The organism is Endomicrobiales bacterium, from assembly GCA_023228045.1.
Taxonomy (GTDB): Bacteria; Elusimicrobiota; Endomicrobiia; order Endomicrobiales; family JALOBY01; genus JALOBY01.
On record JALOBY010000017.1, the window covers coordinates 1 to 24,077 of the forward strand.

23 protein-coding genes, 1 tRNA gene and 1 pseudogene are annotated in these 24,077 nt (G+C 38.7%); 21 read left to right on the forward strand and 4 right to left on the reverse strand.

All coding sequences use genetic code 11. The features are described from left to right. The first annotated feature begins 267 nt into the window (after positions 1-267). Positions 268-804: a LemA family protein gene (locus M0Q46_04785; GenBank protein ID MCK9582909.1), complete on the forward strand. Its 537-nt coding sequence runs from the start codon at positions 268-270 to the stop codon at positions 802-804. Then, positions 801-2,690: a DUF2207 domain-containing protein gene (locus M0Q46_04790; protein ID MCK9582910.1), complete on the forward strand. Its 1,890-nt coding sequence runs from the start codon at positions 801-803 to the stop codon at positions 2,688-2,690. Before M0Q46_04785 ends, M0Q46_04790 begins: the two co-directional genes overlap by 4 nt. A 66-nt stretch (positions 2,691-2,756) precedes the next feature. Here M0Q46_04790 and M0Q46_04795 read toward each other — a convergent pair whose 3' ends face one another. Beyond that, complete coding sequence (locus tag M0Q46_04795; GenBank protein MCK9582911.1) at positions 2,757-3,674, reverse strand: TIGR01212 family radical SAM protein; 918 nt, start codon at positions 3,672-3,674, stop codon at positions 2,757-2,759. Between the two features lie 226 nt (positions 3,675-3,900). On the opposite strand from M0Q46_04795, the gene M0Q46_04800 reads away from it, so the two are divergent. The 6 genes from M0Q46_04800 to M0Q46_04825 all read left to right on the forward strand — a co-directional run bounded on the left by M0Q46_04800 (position 3,901) and on the right by M0Q46_04825 (position 8,683). Further along, entirely contained in the window at positions 3,901-4,404 is a 504-nt protein-coding gene (locus M0Q46_04800) for a sigma-70 family RNA polymerase sigma factor (protein MCK9582912.1), read from the forward strand. A gap of 187 nt (positions 4,405-4,591) precedes the next feature. After that, entirely contained in the window at positions 4,592-5,287 is a 696-nt protein-coding gene (locus tag M0Q46_04805; GenBank protein MCK9582913.1) for a hypothetical protein, read from the forward strand. A gap of 28 nt (positions 5,288-5,315) precedes the next feature. Beyond that, positions 5,316-6,713, forward strand: a complete 1,398-nt coding sequence (locus M0Q46_04810) for an ammonium transporter (GenBank protein MCK9582914.1) — start codon at positions 5,316-5,318, stop codon at positions 6,711-6,713. A 69-nt stretch (positions 6,714-6,782) separates the two neighbouring features. Continuing rightward, positions 6,783-7,124 (forward strand): P-II family nitrogen regulator, encoded by a 342-nt coding sequence (locus tag M0Q46_04815; GenBank protein MCK9582915.1) that lies wholly within the window; start codon positions 6,783-6,785, stop codon positions 7,122-7,124. A 63-nt stretch (positions 7,125-7,187) separates the two neighbouring features. Further along, positions 7,188-7,260 (forward strand) — tRNA-Met (locus tag M0Q46_04820). Between the two features lie 34 nt (positions 7,261-7,294). Next, on the forward strand, positions 7,295-8,683 hold the full coding sequence (locus M0Q46_04825; protein ID MCK9582916.1) for a hypothetical protein: 1,389 nt from the start codon (positions 7,295-7,297) through the stop codon (positions 8,681-8,683). Positions 8,684-8,691: 8 nt separating this feature from the next. Here M0Q46_04825 and M0Q46_04830 read toward each other — a convergent pair whose 3' ends face one another. The 3 genes and pseudogenes from M0Q46_04830 to M0Q46_04840 all read right to left on the reverse strand — a co-directional run bounded on the left by M0Q46_04830 (position 8,692) and on the right by M0Q46_04840 (position 10,089). Beyond that, positions 8,692-8,859 (reverse strand): hypothetical protein, encoded by a 168-nt coding sequence (locus tag M0Q46_04830; GenBank protein MCK9582917.1) that lies wholly within the window; start codon positions 8,857-8,859, stop codon positions 8,692-8,694. Between the two features lie 102 nt (positions 8,860-8,961). Next, a complete protein-coding gene (locus M0Q46_04835) occupies positions 8,962-9,441 on the reverse strand; it encodes a DJ-1/PfpI family protein (protein MCK9582918.1) in 480 nt (159 codons plus the stop codon). Between the two features lie 129 nt (positions 9,442-9,570). Further along, positions 9,571-10,089: pseudogene (locus tag M0Q46_04840) on the reverse strand (peptidylprolyl isomerase). A gap of 542 nt (positions 10,090-10,631) precedes the next feature. On the opposite strand from M0Q46_04840, the gene rsmI reads away from it, so the two are divergent. From rsmI to ftsA, 13 genes are all read left to right on the forward strand, one after another. Continuing rightward, complete coding sequence (rsmI, locus tag M0Q46_04845; GenBank protein MCK9582919.1) at positions 10,632-11,333, forward strand: 16S rRNA (cytidine(1402)-2'-O)-methyltransferase; 702 nt, start codon at positions 10,632-10,634, stop codon at positions 11,331-11,333. After that, the gene (gene argC, locus M0Q46_04850) at positions 11,320-12,348 is read left to right on the forward strand and encodes an N-acetyl-gamma-glutamyl-phosphate reductase (protein ID MCK9582920.1); all 1,029 of its coding nucleotides are present in this window, start codon (positions 11,320-11,322) and stop codon (positions 12,346-12,348) included. Before rsmI ends, argC begins: the two co-directional genes overlap by 14 nt. 11 nt (positions 12,349-12,359) lie before the next feature. Then, positions 12,360-13,562, forward strand: a complete 1,203-nt coding sequence (gene argJ / locus M0Q46_04855) for a bifunctional glutamate N-acetyltransferase/amino-acid acetyltransferase ArgJ (protein ID MCK9582921.1) — start codon at positions 12,360-12,362, stop codon at positions 13,560-13,562. A gap of 10 nt (positions 13,563-13,572) precedes the next feature. After that, entirely contained in the window at positions 13,573-14,199 is a 627-nt protein-coding gene (locus tag M0Q46_04860) for an L-threonylcarbamoyladenylate synthase (GenBank protein MCK9582922.1), read from the forward strand. Between the two features lie 38 nt (positions 14,200-14,237). Continuing rightward, positions 14,238-15,470: a serine hydroxymethyltransferase gene (locus M0Q46_04865; GenBank protein MCK9582923.1), complete on the forward strand. Its 1,233-nt coding sequence runs from the start codon at positions 14,238-14,240 to the stop codon at positions 15,468-15,470. A gap of 136 nt (positions 15,471-15,606) precedes the next feature. Continuing rightward, positions 15,607-16,770, forward strand: coding sequence for a UDP-N-acetylglucosamine 2-epimerase (non-hydrolyzing) (wecB, locus tag M0Q46_04870; GenBank protein ID MCK9582924.1), 1,164 nt, complete (start codon positions 15,607-15,609; stop codon positions 16,768-16,770). Then, a complete protein-coding gene (locus tag M0Q46_04875) occupies positions 16,758-17,942 on the forward strand; it encodes a class I SAM-dependent rRNA methyltransferase (protein MCK9582925.1) in 1,185 nt (394 codons plus the stop codon). Before wecB ends, M0Q46_04875 begins: the two co-directional genes overlap by 13 nt. A 72-nt stretch (positions 17,943-18,014) precedes the next feature. Next, on the forward strand, positions 18,015-18,395 hold the full coding sequence (gene queF / locus M0Q46_04880) for a preQ(1) synthase (protein ID MCK9582926.1): 381 nt from the start codon (positions 18,015-18,017) through the stop codon (positions 18,393-18,395). Between the two features lie 376 nt (positions 18,396-18,771). Then, complete coding sequence (murC, locus tag M0Q46_04885) at positions 18,772-20,124, forward strand: UDP-N-acetylmuramate--L-alanine ligase (GenBank protein MCK9582927.1); 1,353 nt, start codon at positions 18,772-18,774, stop codon at positions 20,122-20,124. Beyond that, positions 20,121-21,014 carry a UDP-N-acetylmuramate dehydrogenase gene (gene murB, locus M0Q46_04890; GenBank protein ID MCK9582928.1) on the forward strand — a complete coding sequence of 298 codons (894 nt, stop codon included), beginning with the start codon at positions 20,121-20,123 and terminating at the stop codon, positions 21,012-21,014. The genes murC and murB overlap by 4 nt, the downstream gene beginning before the upstream one ends. Positions 21,015-21,016: 2 nt before the next feature. Continuing rightward, the gene (locus tag M0Q46_04895) at positions 21,017-21,928 is read left to right on the forward strand and encodes a D-alanine--D-alanine ligase (protein MCK9582929.1); all 912 of its coding nucleotides are present in this window, start codon (positions 21,017-21,019) and stop codon (positions 21,926-21,928) included. After that, positions 21,925-22,809: an FtsQ-type POTRA domain-containing protein gene (locus tag M0Q46_04900; GenBank protein ID MCK9582930.1), complete on the forward strand. Its 885-nt coding sequence runs from the start codon at positions 21,925-21,927 to the stop codon at positions 22,807-22,809. Before M0Q46_04895 ends, M0Q46_04900 begins: the two co-directional genes overlap by 4 nt. Before the next feature lie 7 nt (positions 22,810-22,816). Then, positions 22,817-24,055 carry a cell division protein FtsA gene (ftsA, locus tag M0Q46_04905; protein MCK9582931.1) on the forward strand — a complete coding sequence of 413 codons (1,239 nt, stop codon included), beginning with the start codon at positions 22,817-22,819 and terminating at the stop codon, positions 24,053-24,055. Positions 24,056-24,077: the final 22 nt, after the last annotated feature.

A 24,077-nucleotide genomic window follows, 5' to 3' on the forward strand; every position in this document is an offset into this window, starting at 1 on the left:
TTTTTTTGCATTCATGCTCCTTTATTGAACCGTTTCAATAAAAGAGTATCAAATGTTTTTACTTGTCGTCTATATTTAAGACTTTATCCCTTGTTTTTAGCAACACTTTTTGAGTATTATGCCCATTCCGACGAAAGTCGGAATCCAGTTCAACATAGATTCTGTTTCATAGATACCGGCTGAAGTTTACCCTCGAATGCCTTAATCGGGGGCCGGTATGACGGCTAATTTAATCAGGTATAATGAACATTATACCAGGAGATAAATATGATATTTCTATTTTTAGCGTTTCTTATTTTAGTTGTTGTTTTTATTATTCTTTTTAATAAATTTGTGTCTTTACGCGTTAGGGTAAAAGCGGCATGGAGTGATGTTGAAGTTCAACTAAAAAAACGCTTTGACTTAATAAACGCCCTCGTTGAAGTTGTAAAAGGTTATGCAAGTTATGAGCAAAAAGTATTGCTTGATACAACTACGATTAGGTCTGCAAACCTTTCTTCTGCGCCTTTGGCGGCCAGTGAGAATAGTGGAGCATCGCAGTTGCTAAAAAATGTTTTTATGGTTGCTGAAAATTATCCAAACCTTAAAGCCGCCTCAACTTTTCTTGAATTGCAAAAAAATATTTCCGATGTGGAAAACCAAATACAGTTTGCAAGGCGCTACTACAATGGCGCTGTGCGTGACTTTAATGTGGCAATAACCATATTGCCTGGTCTGTTGCTTGCCGGTCCATTGGGATATAAACCAGAAACATTCTTTGAAGCAGATGAGGCCGAAAAATTAACTCCGAAGGTGGCATTGTGAAAAATGTTATAAAGACCTTGGTGTTTTCTTTATTTTTGTCTTTATTCTTTGCAGGGCCATTGTTTTGCCAAGAAAATACCGAGCGCATATTATCTTTAATAAGTGATACACAAATAAATAAAGATGGTTCTCTTTCGGTTCGTGAAGAAATAACTGTTATGGCATTGGGCGATAAAATAAAACGAGGCATCTATCGCGATTTCCCGACAAAATATACTGACAAAAACGGCAGGGTATTTAAAACCACATTTGATTTAATTGAAGTGTTGCGCGATGGGCGCACCGAAAATTATTTTCAAAAGTCAGTTGATAACGGTTTTAGAGTTTACATAGGGAGAGAAGATTATTTTCTGCCGCAAGGTCAATACACTTATACATTTGTTTATAAAACTAATAGGCAGATTGGGTTTTTTAAAGATCATGATGAACTATTTTGGAACGCAATTGGAAATGGGTGGGATTTTCAAATAGAAACAGCTAAGGCCAGGGTAATGCTTCCAGAAGGTACTCATGATTTTATTGAAACTGACGCTTATACTGGTGCATATGGCCAACAAGGGAAAGATTTTATAAAAAATGTTTCTGGCGGGGCGGCTGAATTTGTAATAACAAAACCGCTTGCTCCGTATGAGGGTTTAAGTGTTTTTGGATCGTTTAAAAAAGGCATTGTCAAAGAGCCGACAAATCAAGAAAAATTAGTTAGTTTTATAAGTGATAATATAGCGTGGTTAATTTTACTATTGGGAGTTATTATTATTTTTGTTTATTACATAATGGTTTGGAGTATTTTTGGTAAAGATCCAAACAAAGGTGTAATTATTCCTATGTATCAGCCGCCAGAGGGTTTTGGTGCTGCCGCGGTTAGGTATGTGAAAAATATGGGTTTTGATGCGAAAGTTTTTACGATATTTTTGTTGGATATGGCAATCAAGGGTGCATTGGTTATTAAAAACAATAATGACGAATATTCTTTAGAAAAAAAAGATGGTACTGGTAATTTGTCGCCATGGGAAAATAAAATTGTTTCAGGGCTTTTTGGCGGGGCAAAAGAGTTGCAACTGACAAATGCTAATTATTTAAGAATTGGTGCCACAAAAAATATGCTTGAAGGTGAACTTTCAACCAATTATAAAAAGTCACTATTTGTTTTAAACTCAGGATATTTTAGTTTTGGTGTTGTGTTAAGTGCCATTTTTACTTTAGTATCATGTTTTTCGTTAGTAGATGGCAAAGATTCTTCAAATTTTATTTTTTATTTTATTGCTTCTTTCCTTTGGTTTGTAATGTGTAAATCTTTTCGGGATTATTTTGTGCTTGGTATTAAAAAAGCAATTGTCCCAGGTGTTATTGTTGCTATCATTTCTGTAGTGGCTTTTTCAATGACTTTTGTAGGCAGCTATAATTTTTCGTTATTACCTTACCCATGCTTATTTTTGTTAACAGTGCTAAACTTTATTTTTTATATTTTACTTAAGGCGCCAACAAAGCATGGCAGAGAAATTATGGACAAAATAGATGGTCTGAAGATGTATTTAAATGTTGCTGAAAAAGATGAGTTAAGGGTTGCGAAACTTCCACAAAAGAAAATAAGTGAATTTGAAAAATTTTTGCCCTATGCTTTCGCGTTTGATATTGAAAACAAGTGGTCAGAGTACTTTGCTGAAACAATAAGTGCCGCACAGGCACAGCCCGGGGGGTACACGCCATATTGGTACTATGGTTCAAATATACTTTTATTTTCAAACGCTGGTTTTATGAATTCTTTTGGTTCAAGTTTAAATTCTGCTATAAGTTCAGCTTCGGTTGCCCCTGGCAGCCGGTCTTATGGTGGCGGTGGTGGTTTTAGCGGCGGAGGCGGTGGCGGCGGTGGAGGTGGAGGTTGGTAGTTTTAAATTTTATAACGGACTATCAAAGTTTACAAATTCAGGTTTGTTTTTAGTTTTGGTTTAATTTTAAAACTTAGTAGCTTTGTACAATTTTCCTTGAAATGTTTCTCGTTTCTTAAAAAGCTCATTAACTGTATCAAGTAGTTTTTGCTTTTCTAATATCCATTCTGGCGCGATAAGCAGTTCTCTTGGGCAATCGGCGGTTATTCGGTGAATTACAGTTGTTGGGCTTTGTAGTTCTATAAAGTTTATAACCGCACTTGCGTACTCTTCCAGTGTTGTTGGCCTAAACATACCTTCCATGAACATTTTCTCAAGAGCTGTGTTTTTTACAATGTGAACTGGGTGAATTTTTATGCCATCGGGGCATAAATCCGCTAAGTGTTTTGCCGTATTTAAAACATCAGTTTCTTTTTCACCCGGCAATCCGATAATAATGTGTACACATATCTTTATTCTTTTGTATTTTCTTGTTAACTTAAATGCCTCAACAAAAGAATTAAAACTATGTCCTCGGTTTATTGCTTTAAGTGTTTCATCGTTTGCGCTTTGCAATCCATATTCAATCCAAGTATCATATTTTTGAGCAAACAAATCAATCAGGGCTAATTTTTCTTCGTCAACACAGTCAGGCCTGGTTCCAATTGAAAGCCCAATTATTTCAGGATAAGGTAAAATTTGACTATATAGTTCGTTTAGTTTTTTTACTGATGCGTAGGTGTTTGTAAATGCCTGGAAGTAAGCCACAAACTTTGTATTGCTTTTATTGTTTTTTATAACTGTTTCAATTTGTTCTTTTACCGATAGTTTTTTATTGGTATTTTGGTTGAAACTTGAGTTGTTGCAATAAATACAGCCCTTGTCTGATAATGAGCCATCTCTATTTGGGCAGGAAAACCCTGCGTCAATTGCTATTTTACGCACATTTTTGTAGCCTAATTCCCGATAATATTGTGATAGCGTGCGGTATTGTTTTTCGTTCATATATGTATTTTAGTATTTAGTGAGCAACTTGACAAAGCTTTTTAATAATTGCTATACTCCATTTGACGATGATGTCAGAGAGTTCGGCAAAGATGCCCTGAAAGCGAAAAAGCTTGTCGGGGTTTTTCATTTTTAATATCAAATATTAGTAGTACAGGCAGCGGCGCCTTTTTAAAGCATAGAAGCTTTACGATGGCGTCTTTTTTATTTTAGGAGGAAAATAATTATGAACTTTGAAGAATTGGTAAAAAAAATATATCCCAAACTCAGTAGAATAATAGCGAAGATGTGGACAAAAACATCAGTTTTTGACAGAGAAGATATGCTTTCGGAGGCATTAGTGTTTTTATGGAGCCAGTGGAACGGCGGCAAAATACAAAATAAAACTGAGAGCTTTGTTTTGCAAGGGTGTTACTTTTATATAAAAAATTCCGCCCGCAAAACTTTTAATGCAAGGGAAACAAGATGGCTTAGTTTGGATGCCCAGTTAGATGGCGGCGGAGTTTTGGAAGATATAATTGAACAAGAACCAATTGTTTACGATACGCTTGACTATGCCGGATACATTCATATGCAGGATATGCTTAATGAGAGAGAAAAAAGTGTTATTAATTATTCATTATCTGGTATGACTACAAGGGAGATTGGCAAACTTCTTGGAATTTCTCATGTTATGGTAGTTAAAATAAGCGATAAGATACGCACAAAATGTTGCAAGATTTTTAAATAATACAAAGTTTTGGTTACCAGTTTCATTGTTCTTTAACTTGTAAAATTAAGCACAGAAAACATTAGCTAAGATAGCTAATTAATAGTTGGGCAATGTTGCCTGCAAATCTCCAATGATGGGGGATATGCAGGTTTTTTTATTTGCAAAAAATAAGCCGCCTAAAAGGTGAGCGAAAAAGGAGATTAGTATGAAAAAACCATTTGTTGTTTTAGTTGCTTTAATGCTGATAGGTGTAAGTGTGAAAGTTTTTGCAACACCTTCAACACAGATTTGGAACCCGTCAACAGATATTCAGGCACTTGGCACATGGCATCTTGGAATTGATAACTATTTTTCAGTTTCTAGTAATGACACAAAGCCGTACGCATTTCCAACAGATGTTGGTTTAACATATGGTTTATTTAAAAACCTTGAAGTTGGTGTTGATTTGACAGAGCCAACGGCCGACCCGCTTTACCTTAACTTTAAATATGGTCTGCCGGAGAGTGATGTTATTCCGGCTGTTGCCGTAGGTGCTTTCAATATAGGTACAAAGAAAGATGTAACAGATTACAATGTGCTTTATGGTGTCGTTGCAAAAACATTTAAACCAATAGGGCGTTTAACGCTTGGTTATTACAACGGCAATGATAAGTTGTATGTTGATGAAAATGGCCAAAAAGCAAATAGCGGTTTAATTGCCACTTGGGATAAAGCCATTACCGATAAAGTATGGGCAAGTGTTGATTATGCCTCAGGAATAAGTGCCTATGGCTGCTTAAGCTTTGGTGCTTCATATATGTTTGCTCCAAATACAAGCGTAATTTTGGGCTATGTTATTTATAACAACGACAAAATTAATGTTAATAATCAAGTTACAACACAATTAGATATTAATTTCTAATTGAAGTTTAAACAAAAGGAGAAAAAAAATGAAAAGGATCTTGCTTACATTCATCTTAGGTTTTGGGTTACTGACAGGTGTTAAATTATTTGCCGATGAAGTTGTTTCTGCGCCGACAGATAAAACTCAAGCGGTCGCGGTTGCGCAATCGCCGACTCCAGTTTCAGCTACAGTCGCAACTCCGGCTCCTGCGCCAAAAATTGATACCGGCGATACAGCTTGGCTTATAGTTGCCACAGCTCTTGTAATGCTTATGACACCAGGTCTTGCCTTTTTTTACGGTGGTCTTGTAAGGCGTAAAAATGTGCTTGGTATTCTTATGCAGTGTATGATAGTGCTTTGCGTGATAAGTTTGCAATGGGTAATTTTTGGATATAGCTTGGCATTTCATCCCGGAAGTGGTTGGTTTGGCGGTTTAGATTGGTCGTTTTTAAGGGGTGTTGGTCTAGAACCATATGCTGATTACTCTGCAACAATACCCCATCAGTTATTTATGATGTTTCAAGCTATGTTCGCAGTTATAACACCTGCTCTTATAATAGGTGCGTTTGCTGAAAGAATGAAGTTTTCTGCTTTTCTTGTTTTTTTAGTTCTTTGGGCAACTTTGGTTTACGACCCATTAGCTCACTGGGTATGGGGTGTAGGCGGTTGGTTAAGAGTGCTTGGTACTTTGGATTTTGCTGGTGGTACAGTTGTGCATATTAACGCTGGCATTGCTGCGCTTGTAACAGCTTTATATCTTGGCAGAAGAAAGGGTTATAACGACAGCCCAATGCCGCCTCATAACATTCCATTTACAGTTCTTGGTGGAGCTCTTTTGTGGTTTGGTTGGTTTGGTTTTAACGCCGGTAGCTCACTTGGGGCAAACGGTATTGCCGTAAATGCATTTATGACAACAAACACGGCTGCCGCTGCCGCTGGTTTTATGTGGGCTTTGCTTGAGTGGAAATTTAGCGGTAAACCTACAACACTTGGAGTAGTTACAGGAGCGGTTGCTGGTCTTGTTGCTATAACCCCCGCAGCTGGTTTTGTAGATGTTAGAGGTGCTTTAGCAATAGGTTTTCTGGTAAGTGTGTTTTGCTACATAATGGTTGCTTATGTAAAACCAAAACTTGGTTATGATGACTCGCTTGATGCCTTTGGTGTGCACGGTATTGGTGGTATATGGGGCGCGCTTGCCACAGGCCTTTTTGCAACTACTGCTGTAAATTCTGCCGGTGGCAATGGCCTGTTTTTTGGCAACCCAAAGCAGTTTATAATACAGGCACTTGCTGTTGGTGTAACTATTGGTTACTCACTTGTTATGACTTACGGAATTTTAAAAGTTGTTGATATAACAATTGGTGTAAGAGTAAGTGAGCAAGATGAAAGTATCGGTTTGGATCTTTCACAGCACCACGAAGCAGGTTACACAGTTTTGGAATAACACTCACTTAAGCCGTCTCCAGTAATTGTAGGCAGCTTAAGAAAAAACAAAAGCTAAGAGAGGGGAAAAATGAAACTAATAATAGCAATAATCCAGCCGTTTCGTTTGGAAGAAGTTAAGGCGGAGCTTTACAAAATAGATGTAAACCTGATAACCGTAACAGAAGTGCTTGGTCATGGTCGTCAAAAAGGCATAACAGAGGTTTACAGAGGCGTAAAAGAAACAGGAAATCTTTTAAGAAAAGTACAGCTTGAAATAGTCGTAAACGATAACTTTCTACAACCAACAATAGATGCGATAATTAAAGGTGCGCGTACCGGTTCAATAGGTGATGGTAAAATATTTGTTATGGAACTTGCCGACTGTGTAAGAATAAGAACTGGTGAAAGTGGCCCGCAGGCAATAGGATAATAAACTTTCTATTTTTATTGACTGTCTTTAGCATTTTTTGTTAAAATCTGTCGATAAAATAAGGGCTGGGTAGCTCAGTTGGTAGAGCAGCGGACTCATAAGCCGTTGGTCGCCGGTTCAAATCCGGCCCTAGCCATTTTATTTTTTGATATTCGTTAAGGAGGATATGGGTGCTTAAATTTAATAAAAGCAGAAAGGTTCTTGAGCCCGAAGAGTATAAATATGAACTTCAAGATGTAACCGAGCCAAACCTTTTTAGAGATATTTTTCCATACACCGATATCCCAAAGGTTCCATTTAACAACCGCGTAGTGCCAACGAATCAGCCCGAAGAGATCTGGATGACCGATACAACATTTCGCGATGGTCAACAGGCATTATCTCCATTTAGCGCCCAGCAAATAGTTGAACTTTACGATATGATGCACCGCCTTGGTGGCCCAAATGGCATGATACGCCAAACCGAGTTTTTCTTGTACTCCGATAAAGATAAAAAAGCGGTATATAAATGTCAGGAAAAGGGTTATAAATTTCCAGAAATTACCAGCTGGATAAGAGCAACAAAAAATGATTTTAAACTTGTAAAAGAGATGGGGTTGAAAGAAACAGGTATTCTTACCTCATGTTCCGATTATCACATATTTTTAAAACTCAAAAAAACCCGCAGACAAGCGATGGATTCGTATCTTGATATAGTCAGAAGTGCGCTTGCTGAAGGTATAACGCCAAGGTGTCATTTTGAAGATATAACCCGCGCAGATTTTTATGGTTTTGTTGTCCCTTTTGCAATAGAACTAATGAAACTGGCAAAAGAAGCAAACAGCACAGTTAAAATTAGGGCATGCGATACACTCGGTTTTGGCGTTGCATACCCAGGTGCGGCATTGCCAAGAAATGTAAATGGCATAATGTACGGGCTTACGCAACTTGCAGGTGTCCCGTCTGAGTGGTTAGAGTGGCATGGGCACAACGATTTTTACAGAGGGCTCACAAATGCCACATTTGCGTGGCTTTACGGTTGCAGCAGTATAAACGGAACGCTTATGGGTATTGGTGAGCGCACTGGCAACACCCCAATTGAAGCGCTATGTATTGAATATGCCTCTTTGCGTGGAACAAAAAATGGTATGGATTTTTCAGTTATAACCGAAATTGCTAACTATTTTGAAAACAACATAGGATACCAAATACCGTTTATGCAGCCATTTGTAGGGGCGCACTTTAACCTTACAAGGGCAGGCATTCATGCCGATGGTCTTTTAAAAGATGAAGAGATATATAATGTTTTTGACACACAAGGTATATTAAACCGCCCGCCCGATGTGGCTTTAACGGACCGTTCAGGCCTTGCCGGCATTGCATTTTGGATAAATACCCAATTGCACATTCCACTCGATAAAAAAGTGAATAAAGCAAACCCTGGTATCGCGAAAATAAAAGAGTGGGTTGATGCTCAGTTTGCCTCAGGCCGTGTGGCGGTAGTATCCGATGATGAGATGCTTGAGCTTATAGAAAAACACTTGCCAGGTTATGAAAAGTTTGCCCATAAGAAAAAATAAAAAGTGTTTTAAAAATAGTTTTTATAAAATAAAAAGGCACCTGAGTTTTGGGTGCTTTTTGTTTTACTTAGCACCGATATTGAGCTTATATTTTGCAATTTTGCTGTAAAGCTGTACGGTGGAGAAATAAAAGTGGAAAGTGAAACCAACAATGGGAGTACGTTTATTTTCACCATTTTACATGGTTTAAATGTGGCAAAAAGTTTAGCATAGGTTTTACATAGAGAAAAAAATGGCTTACGCAGTTTAGTGCGTAAGCCATTTTTATTTTAAAATAATTATTTGTTTAGTTTTTTAAGCAGTGTTTGTGCAAATTCTTCAGAGGCCTCTGGTCCATTTCCAGTAACTACATAACCATCTTCTTCAACCGCTCTGCCTGAGTAATTTGCGCCCTCAGAGGTAATTTGAGCTTGCAGAGGTGCTAAAACGGTAGCACGCTTTCCTTTAAGTGCACCTCCATTAGCCAAAGTTACTGGCGCAACATCAATAGCACAAAGAATTTTATTTTGAGAAACGCCATCTTCCACAAGGCGAATTGCGTTTGAATCGTTTGAAAACATAAGTGCGCCCTCACCACCAATAAACACAATGGCGCTATAATCGGTCGCGTCGGCATCGTTAAGTGTAATGGAGCTTTTTGTTGTGCTGTTATTCATACCCTTTAACTCTCCAAGTTTTGTGCTTCCAATTATAACATTAAGCCCCGCGCCTTCAAGCACTCTTTTTGTTGTGTTATACTCTGTTTCGTTGTAGTCCACCGGTGCTACAACTAAAAGAACTTTATTACCGCCCTTTTCTACTTTTTTTGCCTGGCCAAGGCGCGTTATAATAACTTTCTTAATTATTATATCGTTATAAGGCCTGTCGCTCCCATCGCGTTTTGCGTTTGCAATTTTTGAAACAATATCTTGTCCTTGCACAACTTGCCCGAATATAGAGTAACCGCCGTTAAGCCAAGAGGTTTCTTTTTCTGTAATAAAAAATTGAGAGCCGTTTGTGTTTGGTCCGGAGTTTGCCATAGCAAGGCGACCAGGGCGGTCAAATGTTAGGTTTTTTGAAATTTCGCTATCAAATTTATAACCTGGGCCGCCCATACCAGTGCCAAGCGGATCGCCACCTTGAATCATAAACCCTGGAATTACGCGGTGAAATTTAAGCCCATCGTAAAATTTATTTTTTATTTTTTTGCCTGTACGCTGGTCTGTCCATTCTTTTTTAGCATCACTAAGTCCAACAAAGTTTGCGACTGTATTTGGTGCCTCTTTTTCAAACAATTCGCAAACAATCAATCCTTCAGATGTTTCTATTTCGGCAAAAATGCCAGAAGTTTTATCTTTCCAACTTTGCGCGTAAGCCAAAGAACACAGCAAAGACAAAGCCATTGTTGAGCAAAGAATTTTAACCATTTAACCTACCTCCGATTATTAATAAAACTGTGTCACGATTATATACAAAATGCCCCCATCAGTCAATTTATAAACAGCTATTATTCGCAGTTGTAATATAAAATACTTGTTAAAATTCCAAAATGGAATGTATTCCATATTTTTATAAATGAATTCAACTTAGTTTACTCTCTATAAATAATTGACTAAGTGTCATTATTTTGCTAACTTCTACTAGTAAAAATTACAAACAAAACTATAAGGATTTTCAATGGAAAATTTAACACTTGTTCAGCTAATAACAGCTGATATTATTGTTTTATCTGTATTTTTCGCGATAACATCATTATTTGCAGAAAAAGAGCATCAAAAACTAATGAATCTAATTTCCAAAAAGTGTTAAATAAAGCATAACAGTTAAGCAGCGCCAACGAAGATATAATTGACAATTTGATAACAATGTTTGTAACCCCAAAAGTTGTAGGGGCGTTTGTTCAAACTCTGATAGAGAAAAATGTTTATCAGATTTAAACCCGCCTATTGAAAAATATGGGTTAAATAAAATGCTTGGTACTTTATATGTTGTCGCTACCCCGATTGGAAATCTTGAAGATATTACTCTTAGAGCCATACGCATTTTAAGAGAGGTTTCTTTTATTGCTTGCGAAGATACACGACAGAGCATAAAACTGCTAAACCACTTTGGCATAGAAAAAAAACTTGTAAGTTTTCATTCACATAATCAAACTTCGCGTGTAAAACAAATACTTTCAGAGCTTAAATCAGGTGGTAGCGTAGCGCTTGTTTCAGATAGCGGAACTCCGGCAATTTCAGACCCGGGGTATTTGCTTATAAAAGAGGCCTCAGAAGAAAAAATAAATGTTGTGGCTTTGCCTGGGGCGTGTGCGGCAATTTGCGCTCTTAGCTCATCTGGTTTGCCAACCGATGGTTTTGTTTTTCTTGGTTTTTTAAAGCTTAAAGCTGGTAAAGCGAAAAAAGAACTTCTTGCGGCTGCATCACTAGGCCATACAATTGTTTTTTATGAATCTCCGCATAGAATATTAAAAACGCTTGCAATGTGCGCCGAGATATTTCCTTCAGAGAGTAAAATTGTTTTAGCAAGAGAACTTACAAAAAAGTTTGAAGAAATTATTCGCGGTAATTTAGCAGATGTTTCCAAAAGTTGTCAAAGTGTTGAACCAAGGGGCGAATATACGATTTTAATTAATACATCACAAAAGCAGAGGAAAAATGAAGAAGGTTAAAGTTGGGATAGTTGGCATAACTGGTTACACAGGCGAAGAGTTGCTTAGAATTTTTACCAAGCACCAAGGCGCGCAAGTTACTTGTGTTATGGGCAGAGAAAGCAGCGAAACTAAACCGCTTGCTCAAATTTATCCTCATATAAAAGGCATTAACCTATCTTGTGATGCATTAAACATACCCAAATTAACCGCTGTTAGCGATGTTGTTTTTCTTGCTTTACCGCACAAGGTTTCAATGGAGATAGTGCCGGAGCTTTTTAAGGCAGGCAAAAAAATAATTGATTTAAGCGCAGATTTTCGTATAAAAGATACTGCAGAATATTCCAAGTGGTATGGTACGGCGCACAATGCACAGGCGGAGTTGCAAAAAGCTGTTTACGGTTTAAGCGAACTTTACAGACAAGATATAATAAATGCTTCTTTTGTGGCAAACCCGGGGTGTTACCCTACAAGTATTTTGCTTGCATTGGCTCCGGTAATAAAACATAAACTTATTGACTTAGATTCAATAATAATTGACTCAAAAAGTGGCATTTCTGGTGCCGGCAGAAAAACAGTATTGGATTATATGGCAAATGAACACCCCAATTTTAGAGCATATAGTGTTGCCGGAGTGCACAGGCACATACCCGAAATTGAGCAGGAGCTATCCCGTCTTGCAAACAAAAAACTACAGGTTACATTTACTCCGCACATAATACCCGTTGAGCGCGGTATGCTTTCTACGATTTATGCATCAATAAATACAAAAATTTCAAACGCGCAACTTTATAAAATATATAAAGATTTTTATAAAGATAAAATATTTGTAAGAGTGTTAGATGAAAAAAGCCTTCCTGGCATAAGAAATGTTGTCTCAACAAATTACTGCGACATAGCACCCAGTGTAGACGAAAGAACCAACCGCCTTGTTGTGGTAAGCGCGTTGGATAATTTGGTAAAGGGCGCTTCCGGGCAGGCGGTACAAAATATGAACCTTATGTTTGGCTTAAAAGAAAGTGAGGGGTTAATTTAATAGAAAAAGAAATGTCTTTGCCTTATGGTTTTTTTGTAGCCGGCGCGCATTGCGGCCTTGCAAAAAACAAAAATAAAAACGATATCGCGCTTTTTCTCTCTGCTGTGCCAGCGCAATGTGCAGGCGTATTTACTTCCAATTGCGTTAAAGCTGCGCCGGTAATAGTAAGCCAGAAAAAACTTATAAAGAAAAAAGAATTTCGTGCGATAGTTGCAAACTCCGGCTGTGCCAACGCTTGCACCGGCAAAGGCGGCATACAAACTGCCAATGCAATGTGTGATGCTTTGGCAAAAGAGTTTGGTTTAAAAAGCGGTCAGGTTCTTTTGGCATCAACCGGGGTTATTGGAAAGCAACTTCCAATAGAAAAAGTTAAAAATGGTGTTGCAACACTTGCAAAACTTGCCGATAGCGGCAAATGCAGCCCTACTGGTGCCGCAAGCGCAATAATGACAACAGATACACGGCAAAAAATATCTGCGCGCAGTATAAAAATTAACGGTAAAGATGTAAAAATTTGGGCATGCGCTAAAGGTTCTGGCATGATTGCCCCCGACTTAAAAGGCTTGCATGCCACCATGCTTTCATTCATTCTTACCGACGCTTTAATTGCTGCTAATCAATTACAAAAATCACTTGAGCGTTGTGTTGAAAAAACTTTTAACCGTGCCACAATAGACGGTGATACATCAACCAACGATACCGTTTTTTTCTTAGCAAATGGGCTTGCGGGCAATGAGGCAATAACCGGCGGCAAAGAACTTGCCACTTTTGAAAACGCACTTTATTCGCTTTGCCTTGACCTTACAAAAATGATTGCCTCTGACGGGGAAGGCGCAACTAAAATAGCTGAAATTATTGTAAATGGCGCAAAAACAAAAGCCGATGCGAAAAAAGTTGCTTCTACCATAGCAACATCGCCACTTGTTAAAACCGCGCTTTTTGGAAATGATGCCAATTGGGGCAGGGTAATTGCGGCCGCAGGCAGGTCTGGCGTTAAACTTAACGCGGGCAAAATTAAAATTCATATAGGCAAAGTGCTTGTTGCCAAAAATGGCACCGGTGTTAACTTTTCAGAAACCGATGCGAAAAATGAGCTTTTAGGTAAAGAGGTTAAGCTTACAATTGACTTAGGCCTTGGCAAACAAAGCGCAACTTACTATACTTGTGATTTTTCGTTTGATTACATAAAAGTTAACGCAAGTTACAGAAGCTAATGCACCTGATATGAAAACAAAAGTAATAGAAACAATAAAAGGCACTTTAAAAACAGCCCAGCTTAAAGAAATCGCAAATGTTCTTAAAAATGGCGGAATAGTTGTAATACCAACCGATACAGTTTATGGTATCGCGGCAAATGCTTTTTGCCATGATGCCTGCCTTGAAATTTATCGCTTAAAGGGAAGGCATTACAGAAAACCGCTTGTTATAATGCCGCGAAGCTCTTTGGAACTTGGTAAAATCGCGCATCTAAATGAGAAAATAAAAAAGATAGTAAGCAAGTTTTGGCCAGGCTCGCTGACGCTGGTACTTAAAACAAATCATCTCGGTAAAATTCTTATGGGTGGCAGGGACAATTTGGGTGTGCGCATACCAAAAAACTCACTTTTTAAGGCGCTTATGAAGCATTGTGCTTTTCCACTTGCAACTACAAGCGCAAACCCATCGGCAAAGCCGAGCGCAAAGAATGCTCAAGAGGCAATAAAATATTTTAATGCTAAAGTGGCAGTTATAGTAGATGGCGGGCCGTGTCAAATTGGAAAAGAATCAACAGTTGTTGATGTAAGCGGTTTTCCTTTTGTTGTGGTTCGCAAGGGTTGTCTGGATTCAAAAAAGTTGTTAGCGTATATGTAGGCAAATCAATTTAATATTAATAGTTGAAAGGAGAATATATGAGTTTTTTAGAAAAGCAGGATAAAGAAGTTTTTTCGCTAATTCAAAGCGAGTTGGAGCGTCAAAGAAATACAATTGAATTAATTGCATCGGAAAATCATACATCGCAAGCTGTTATGGAAGCTCAGGGTTCTGTGTTAACAAATAAATATGCCGAGGGCTATCCTGGTAAAAGGTATTACGGCGGGTGCGAAGTTGTTGATACAGTTGAGAATGTTGCCATTGAGCGTGCTAAAAAACTTTTTGGTGCTGAGTTTGTTAATGTGCAACCTCACTCGGGAACGCAGGCAAATATTGCAGTTTATATGGCGTTATTGAACCTTGGCGATACCATAATGGGCCTTAATTTGGCGCATGGCGGGCATTTGTCGCATGGCAGCCATGTTAACTTTTCGGGCAAGTATTTTAAGGTTATTCCATATACCGTTAAACAAGATACCGAACTGCTTGACTACGACGAAATTGAACGCCTCGCAAAAGAAAATATGCCAAAGATGATTATAACAGGCGCAAGCGCTTACTCAAGAATTTGGGACTGGGGTAGGTTAAGAAAAATTGCTGACTCGGTTGGCGCGTACCTTTTTGCTGACATTGCTCATTATGCTGGCCTCATTGTAGCAGGTATCTACCCATCGCCAATACCTTTTGCGGATATTGTTACAACAACAACGCATAAAACACTTCGCGGCCCAAGAGGCGGAATAATTATGGGCAAAGAGAAATATGCCGCCGCAATAAACAAAGCTGTTTTTCCGGGCGATCAGGGCGGCCCGCTTATGCATGTTATAGCCGCAAAGGCTGTTGCTTTTGGCGAGGCGCTTTCGCAGGAGTTTATAACATATCAAAAACAAGTGCTTTCAAATGCCAAAGCGCTGGCAGCGGAACTTACAAAAAAAGGTTTGCGTATTGTTTCCGGCGGAACAGATTGCCATATGTTCCTTGTGGACTTGCGTCCAATAGGAGTAAAAGGTAAAGACGCGCAGGAAGTTTTGGAAAGTGTTGGAATAACAATAAATAAAAACGCCATACCATATGACCCGGAAAAACCCTCTATAACTTCAGGCATAAGAATTGGTACTCCTGCGGTAACAACCAGAGGAATGAAAGAAGCTGAAATGGAAAAAATTGCCACATGGATTGTACAGACATTAAAAAATGTGGGCAATGAACAAGCTTTATTGAACATAAAAAAAGAAGTTCACGCGTTTTGTCAAAGTTTTCCGCTTTATTAAAATAAATGGCCTATTTACTAAACAGATTATTAAAGTATAGCTGGTCTTAGCGGGAAGTTTTTTTGTTGATGTATGTTTTCATGCTTATATTTTCAATTGTTTAAATTTTACTTGCGGTATTAAAGGCAGCTAACTAATGGGTGAACGCAAAAAGAAAATTCTAATAGTTTTTGGCACAAGGCCAGAGGCAATAAAAATGGCCCCGGTGCTAAAAGCTTTCCGCACAAAATCATATTTTGATGTTAAGGTCTGTGTTAGCGCCCAGCACCGCACTATGTTAGACGAAGTTTTAGAGCTTTTCAAAATCACTCCGGATTATGATTTAAACATAATGCAATCAGACCAAAACCTGTATCATATAACGGCAAACACTCTTCTTAAAATGGAAGCCGTGCTTGAAAGAGAAAAACCTGATATGGTTTTTGTTCATGGCGACACTACAACAACTTTCGCGGCAACGCTTGCTGCCTTTTACAAAAAAATTCCGGTTGCCCATGTTGAAGCGGGGCTTAGAACTTGCAATAAGTTTGAACCGTTCCCGGAAGAGGCAAATCGTGTTTTAACAGATGCGTTAAGCACTATTTGCTTTGCGCCTACTGCTCAGGCAAAGGCAGCACTGTTAAAAGAAGGTATTGAAAACAAAAAAATTTTTGTTACAGGAAATACGGTGATAGATGCTCTTAATGAAACGCTCAAACGCAACCTTGATTTTAAAAATAGCGAACTTAAAAAAATATGTCATGGCAGTGGTAAAATAATGCTTTTAACGGCCCACCGCAGGGAAAACTTTGGAAAGCCGATGGAAAACATTTTTCAGGCAATTAAAAAAATAGCACTAAAGCACCCTGAAATAAAAATTATATACCCTGTTCACTTAAACCCGAATGTGCAGACACCTGCAAAAAAAATATTAGGCAATGTCAAAAATATTTATCTTTTGCCGCCATTAACATACGGTGACCTTACAAAACTTATGCAAAGGTCATACTTAGTAATAACCGACTCAGGCGGCATACAAGAAGAAGCGCCGGCACTAGCAAAGCCTGTTCTTGTATTAAGAAACATTACCGAACGGCCAGAAGCGGTTGCCGCAGGCACTGTAAAACTTGTTGGTTCAAATAAAGAAAAAGTTTTTTTGGAAATTGAAAAATTGTTAAATAACACAAAGGCATACTCTGATATGGCAAAGACAACAAATCCATATGGTGACGGTATGGCATCAAAACGCATACTTTACACCGTGGAAAATTATTTTGGCGTAAATAAAAACAGCCACAAGGGATTTCAATGGAAAGCATAAACGCACGCGTAACATTAAAGCCAAAAGAGCATTTTAGGTTGCTTGGCGGACATCAGTGGGTATTTTCAAATGAAATACAAAAAATAGAAGGCTCGCCGCAAAAGGGTGCGATAGTTGCCGCTTATTCTTCTGACAACATATTTCTTGGGCTTGGTTTTTATAACCCCAGTTCGCTTATTGCTTTTCGTCTTATAAGTAAAAAAAATGAGCTTATTAATGACGCTTTTTGGCATACTAAAATAAGCAATGCAATTGCTTACAGAAAAGAAATGCTTGGCAACATTAAGTACTGCCGTCTTGTTTTTGGAGAGTCCGATTTTTTGCCCGGCCTTGTGGTAGATAGCTTTAGCGATTACTTATCGGTTCAGTTTATTGGGGCCGGTATGGATAAAATTAAAGATGAAATAACGAAAATTCTTGTAGATTTGCTTGCCCCAAAAGGCATAGTTGAACGAAACGATTCTTCTTTGCGCAAAATGGAAGGTCTTGAACAGGGGATTGGCATTATTTATGGAACTGTGCCCGATAGTGTTGAAATAATTGAGAACAAAATAAAGTACTCTGCCAGTATTTTATCTGGCCAAAAGACAGGTTTCTATTACGACCAAAGAGAAAACAGGCAAGTTGCGGCCTCTTACTGCAAAGGCAAAAGAGTGCTTGACTGTTTTTGTCATAGCGGGGCATTTGCGCTAAATGCTCTTGGCGCCGGAGCCACCTACGCTGTAGCGGTTGACTCGTCAAAAGACGCGCTTGAGCTTTGCTCGCAAAATGCAGTTTTAAATAATATGCAAGAAAATTTTGCCACAGAAAAAGCCGATGCTCTTGAAATGCTAATGGAAACAGCTAAGTCGCACTCAAAGCCCGATGTTATAATGATAGACCCTCCAGCGTTAATAAAAAGTAAAAAAGATTTTGGTCCGGGGTACAGGCACTATGTAAAGTTAAATGCCGCGGCAATGAAGGCTATAAGTCAAGGCGGCATACTTGTAACTTCCTCATGCTCACACAATTTGCCGGGTAGTGAATTTTATAAAATGCTTTCAGAGGCCGCATCCAGGGCAGGAAAAAACGCGGTGCTTTTGCATATGGGCACTCAGGCGAAAGACCACCCAATACTTTTAAATATGCCGGAAACACATTACCTGAAATTTGCGGTATTAAAAATTTATTAAATATTTTATGCCAAATAATTTAAACAAAAGTGCGAACAAGTATGTATAAAATTATATAAGGCGAGAGGGTTAATGAAAGAAAAACAGAAAATGCCAATTTTAAATAAAGTAACACCAACTCTTTTGCAGGTTATGCCTTATGAATTTAGCGGTAAAAAAATTGAAGTAAAAATTGAAACCGATGAATTTACCTGCCTTTGCCCTTGGACTGGGTTACCAGATTTTGCTTTTCTAAAAGTTGTTTATGTGCCAGGCAAAGTTGTACTTGAACTAAAATCCCTTAAAATGTATTTGCAGTCATATAGAATGGTTGGTGTTGTGCATGAAAGCGCGGTAAACAGCATACTAAAAGATTTATCATCAGCGTGTAAACCATTAAATATGATTGTTGAGCTTGTTTTTAAGGTTCGCGGCGGCATAACAACAACCGTGTCGGCACAATATAAAAAATAATTAATGGTTTTTAACAATTCAGGAAAGGGTTCAGCGAGAGTTAGGGTACTTGAGCCCTTCGGCAAGCTCAGGGTAAACTCCCGACGAAACGGGAAAACCATAGGTTTTCCCTTGTAGAGCAGTTTGGCGAAATCATATTAGCCAAACCAAGTATGAACGAAGTGAATACTAAGTTCCGCTTTTGGCGGAACGCGATATAAATGTTCTTTTACAACTTAGGAAAGGGTTCAGCGAACGGAAGTGAGCGACGACGAAACGGGAAAACCTAAGGTTTTCCCTTGTAGAGCGGTTTGGCGAAATCATATTAGCCAAACCAAGTATGAACGAAGTGAATACTAAGTTCCGCTTTTGGCGGAACGCGATATTTGGAGATAAAATGTTTAAAAGAATTCAGCATATACACTTTGTTGGCATTGGCGGTTCTGGAATGTCTGGCATTGCAGAGGTGCTTTTAAGTTTGGGTTATAAGGTAAGCGGTTCAGACCTTAAACAAAGCGAGGCATCAGACCATTTAGTGCAATTAGGCGCAAAAGTGTTTATAGGCCACGATTGCAAAAACATACTTGGCGCGGATGTTGTGGTAACATCTACAGCGGTGCATCACACAAACCCTGAGGTAATAGAGGCAGAAAAAAATATAATTCCAGTTATACCGCGTGTTGAAATGCTTGCCGAACTTGCGAGGTTAAAATACACTGTTACCATAGCCGGCACGCATGGGAAAACTACCACAACTTCTATGGCAGCACTCGTACTTGCAAAAGGCGGGCTTGACCCTACAATGGTTATTGGCGGCCGTCTAAAAAATATAAATAGCGGCGCAAAACTCGGCAAAGGTGAGTTCCTTGTTGCGGAAGCCGATGAGTCGGATGGTTCATTTTTAAAGCTGTCTCCTGCCGTAACTGTTGTAACAAATATAGATAACGACCACTTAGATTACTACGGCACATTAGATAACATAAAGCACGCGTTTGTTGAACACATTAACAGCGTGCCATTTTATGGAACTTCAATAATTTGCACAGATGATGAAAACATTAAAAGCATAATTCCTCAAATAAAAAGGCGCTTTCAAACATATGGTTTTTTGGGTAATCCCGATTTTACCGCTTATGAGTTTTCCCGTTCAGAGGCAATGTTTACCTTCAAGGTTGCGCACAAAGGCAAAGAGCTCGGCAGGGCATCGCTTAGAGTACCAGGCAAGCACAATGTGTTAAACGCTCTTGCGGCAATAGCCGTTGGTTTAGAGCTTGGAATTGGGTTTACGCAAATTGCTTCAGCGCTGAGTGAGTATTCGGGTGTTGGCAGGCGTATGGAACTAAAAGGTGAAAAAAGGGATATTTTAGTAATAGATGATTACGGGCACCACCCGACTGAATTGAAGGCAACGCTTGCCGCAGTACGCGAGGGATGGCCACAAAGAAGAATCGTAGCGCTTTTCCAGCCTCATAGATATTCGCGCACAGCGCATATATACAAAGATTTTGGCACGGTTTTTACCGTAGCCGATATTGTAAAAATTTTGCCGATATATTCTGCGGGTGAAAAGCCGATACCAGGCGTTTCAAGTCAGCTGATAATTGATGCAATTAACAGCTCAGGCAAGCAAGCCCAAAGTTATGAAGGTATTGAGCCGCTAAAAGCAGAGTTAAAAAGCGGCGATGTAGTTATAACTTTTGGCGCTGGTGATATTTACAAAACCGGAGAGGAAATACTGAGGTCGCTATGAGCGAAATGTTTGGTATGATACCTCCTACCAACTTGGGCTTACTGTTGAATGAACCAATTTCAAAACACACAACTTTCGGTGTTGGCGGAAATACAAAATACTTTGTTCGTGTTTCAAATACAAATGAATTACTTCAAATTATTAATTATTGCATAAAAGAAAAAATAAAATATTTTGTGCTTGGCTCCGGTTCAAATGTTCTTTTCAATGATGCTCCTTTTAACGGAATAGTAATAAAACTTGGGTGCGAGTTTAATAATGTTTCTGTTGACGGGCAAACAATTGTAGCCGGCGCCGGCGCGCAATTGAGTTTGGTTGTACGCAAGGCCGCCGAAAATGGGCTTACTGGCCTTGAGTTTGCTTCGGCAATACCAGGTACTGTTGGCGGTGCGGTTTTTGGAAATGCCGGCACAAAAGATGAATGGATAAGCGAAGTTTTGCAAAGTGTAAGCGCAGTGCTTAAAAATGGCAGCCAACAAACATTTCAACGCTCTGAAATGCAATTTGCTTATAGAACTTGTGCAATAGAGAATGTCGCGTGCTTTACTCAGGCGGTTTTTGGTTTGAAAACAGGCGTAAAAAATGATATTTTTCAAAAAATAAAAGATTTTGCGCTTAAAAAATCGCTTAGCCAGCCGCTTGGAACAAAAAATGCCGGTTCAATTTTCAAAAATCCGGCAGGTGCATTTGCCGGCCGGCTAATAGAGCAGGCAGGGCTTAAAGGTTTTTGTGTTGGAGGGGCAAGAATATCGTATATACACGCCAATTTTATTGAAAATGAAAATAATGCCAAAGCCGCTGATATTTTAGCTCTTATAAAAATTGTACAAGATAAAGTTTTAAAAAAGTTTAATATAAAACTTGAAACTGAAATAAAAATAGTTGAATGAGTATGATAAATAAAATAAAAAAAATGAAAATAGCTGTACTCTTTGGGGGAACATCTTCCGAAAGAGAAATATCTATTTTAACAGGCCGCGCGGTAATTTCCGCGCTCAAGCGCCTTGGCGCAAAAGTTGTTGGAATTGACTTTGATGGTTCTCCTTTCATGATAAAAAAGGCAAAACCCGATTTTGTATTCATTGCCTTGCATGGTACATTAGGGGAAGATGGTTGTGTGCAGGGAATGCTAAATCTTATGAAAATTCCCTACTCCGGCAGCGGTGTGGAGGCAAGTGCGCTTTGCATGAATAAGGCGCTAACAAAGGTGATTTTTAAAAGTAATAACCTGCCTACCCCAAAATGGAAAGAAGTTTGCGCGGAAGATAAAATAAACAATAATACCTTTACTTACCCGTGCTTTGTTAAGCCGGCATCGCAAGGTTCTGCAATAGGCATGTCACTTGTAAAAAACAAAAAAGATCTGGGTTCTGCATTGAAAACAGCATTTAAATACGACAAAAAGGCCTTAGTTGAAGATTACATAAAGGGAACTGAAATTACAGTCGGTGTTTTGGGCGATAATGTTTTGCCGGCGGTAGAAATAGTGCCGAAAAGTGAGTTTTACGACTTTAAATCAAAATATAAAAAGGGTTGTTCAAACCATATTATTCCGCCGCGCATTAGTAATAAAGCTCGTTTGCTTGCACAGAGATATGCGTTAAAAGCATGCAAATGCAGCGGGTGCGAAGTAGTTGCAAGGGTTGATATGATAGTTCCAAAAAACTCCATACCTCAGATATTAGAAATAAATACAGTGCCTGGTATGACTGAAACATCGCTATTGCCCGATGCCGCGCGAGCCGCTGGCATTGGTTTTGATGAATTGGTTTTAAAAATAATTGAATACTCATTAAAAAAATGAAAAGAAAAGCAATAAAAGTTAGCAGAAGAAAAAAGTTTACTTTTAAAACTACGGTTACCACAAGGCCAAAGGTTAGAAATAGAAGAATAAAGCAATTTAGGGTAATATTTGTTTTTATGCTTATCCTGATAGTTTGCTCATTTCTTTTATTTAGGGGTGGTAAAATTATTTCAAATTGTGTTGTTAACGCAGAACAGTTTAAACTGCGTTACGTTGAAGTTGTATCAAGTAAAAATATAACCCGTAGCGAAGTGCTTTCGTTTTTGCCTTTTAGAGAAGGCAACAGTATGTTTAAGCTTTGGATTAGGGAAACAAAACAAAAAATATTACAAGAAAAGCCGGAAATTGAAAGTGTAAAAATTCATCGCGGATGGCGAAAAGTTATAGTTACCTGGAAAGAAAGAACTCCTATTGGTTGGGTATTAAAAGACGGCAGTAAAATTGGTGTAGATTATACTAACAAAGAATTTCCTTTAAGGGGCCAATGGGCTCAAATTGAGCTACCGCAGTTAGATGCAAAAAGCATTTCTGAACGAGCAGAGGTACTTGAGTTTATGAAAGCGCTTTCACACTTTAATAAGGAGTTTTTTGCGCAAGGCGTAGAGTTTAGTATGCTTGGCAATAAATCAATATGCTTTAATTTAAAAGATGGAACAAAAATATATTGGGGTACACCTGATAGTTTTGAAATTCCCGACAAATTACATAAACTAAACAAGGTTTTTGCCGATGCCAAAAGTAAATACAAAGGCATAGAGTATGTGGATTTGCGATTTTTTGATCAAGGCAGAATACTTTTAAAACCAAAAGCAGTTGCGGCAGTAGTTGACTCAAGCGCAATCAGCCAAAAAAGATCTAAAAAAACTTTAAAAGCGAGGTAGTGATAAAATGTCAAAAAGCCAAGCAATAGCCGGCTTAGATCTGGGTAGTGGAAAAATCACCTGCGTTCTCGCAGTTCCTTCAGAAAAAAACGGTGAGTTTGAAATTTTAAACGGAGCTGTTATTGCATGCAAAGGTTTGCGCGGCGGGGTTATTTTAAACTTGCAAGATACCTCGGCAGCAATAAGGCAGGTAATTGATAAGTTAGAAGAGGAATCAGGAGAAGAAGTGCGCGGTGTATTTCTGGCATTGCGCGGCGACCATATAATTTCTCTCAACTCTCAGTTTGAAAAAAGAATTCAACGCAGCGATAAAGAAATAAACAAAGAAGATGTTGAGGAAGTAATTGAAAACGCAAAACCTATACGGCTTGATAACGATCAAGAAATAATACACACAATTCCGCAAGAGTTTTCTTTGGACTCTCAACAAGGCGTGCCAAACCCCGTAGGTATGGAAGGCAACATTTTGGGTGTAAATGTGCACATTGTTAAGGCCTCTAGCACATTATTAGGTAATATAAGTAAAGCGGTTGCAAATGCAGGTTTTCAAATAGATGAGCCGGTTTATGGGTTGCTTGCGGCAGGCGACATTGTTCTTACTCAAGAAGAAAAAGAAATTGGTTGTTTGTTAATTGATTTTAGTGGTTCAAGCACAGGTGTTGCGGTTTATAAAGACGGAAAGATTCGCTACAGCAAAGAGTTTCACCTTTTTGGTTCAGACCACATAACACAAGATATAGCGCATGCTTTAAAAACATCTTTTGCCACCGCGCAGAAAATAAAAGAAAATTATGGGCTTGCCATGACTGAGCTGATAAGTGAAGACAGCGTATTTGACTATACAAGGGTAGACGGGCACAATGTGCTTAAAGCAACAAAGAAACAGCTTGTAGAAATAATTCAAACTCGCGTAGACCAGATGTTGTATGCGATAGAGGAAGACCTTAAAGCGTCGTCAGACCCTACAATGTTTGAGGCAGGCGGTGTAATAATTACTGGTGGCGGTTCAAAGCTTGAAGGCCTTGTTCGCGCAACAGAAAAAACATTTGGTACTTATGCAAGAAAAGGCCGCGCAATTGATATTAACGGGCCTGAGTCAATAGTTGACGATGCGGTTTTTGTTACCGTCCTTGGACTTTTTAAAACAGATTTAACACCGCGTTGTCCTTCAAAAAGACGCTCGTATATTGGTAGTGGCGGCTCACTTTTTGTTAAAATTCGTCGCTGGATTGAAGACACATTTTAAATTATTTTTGGTTTTGTAAAAA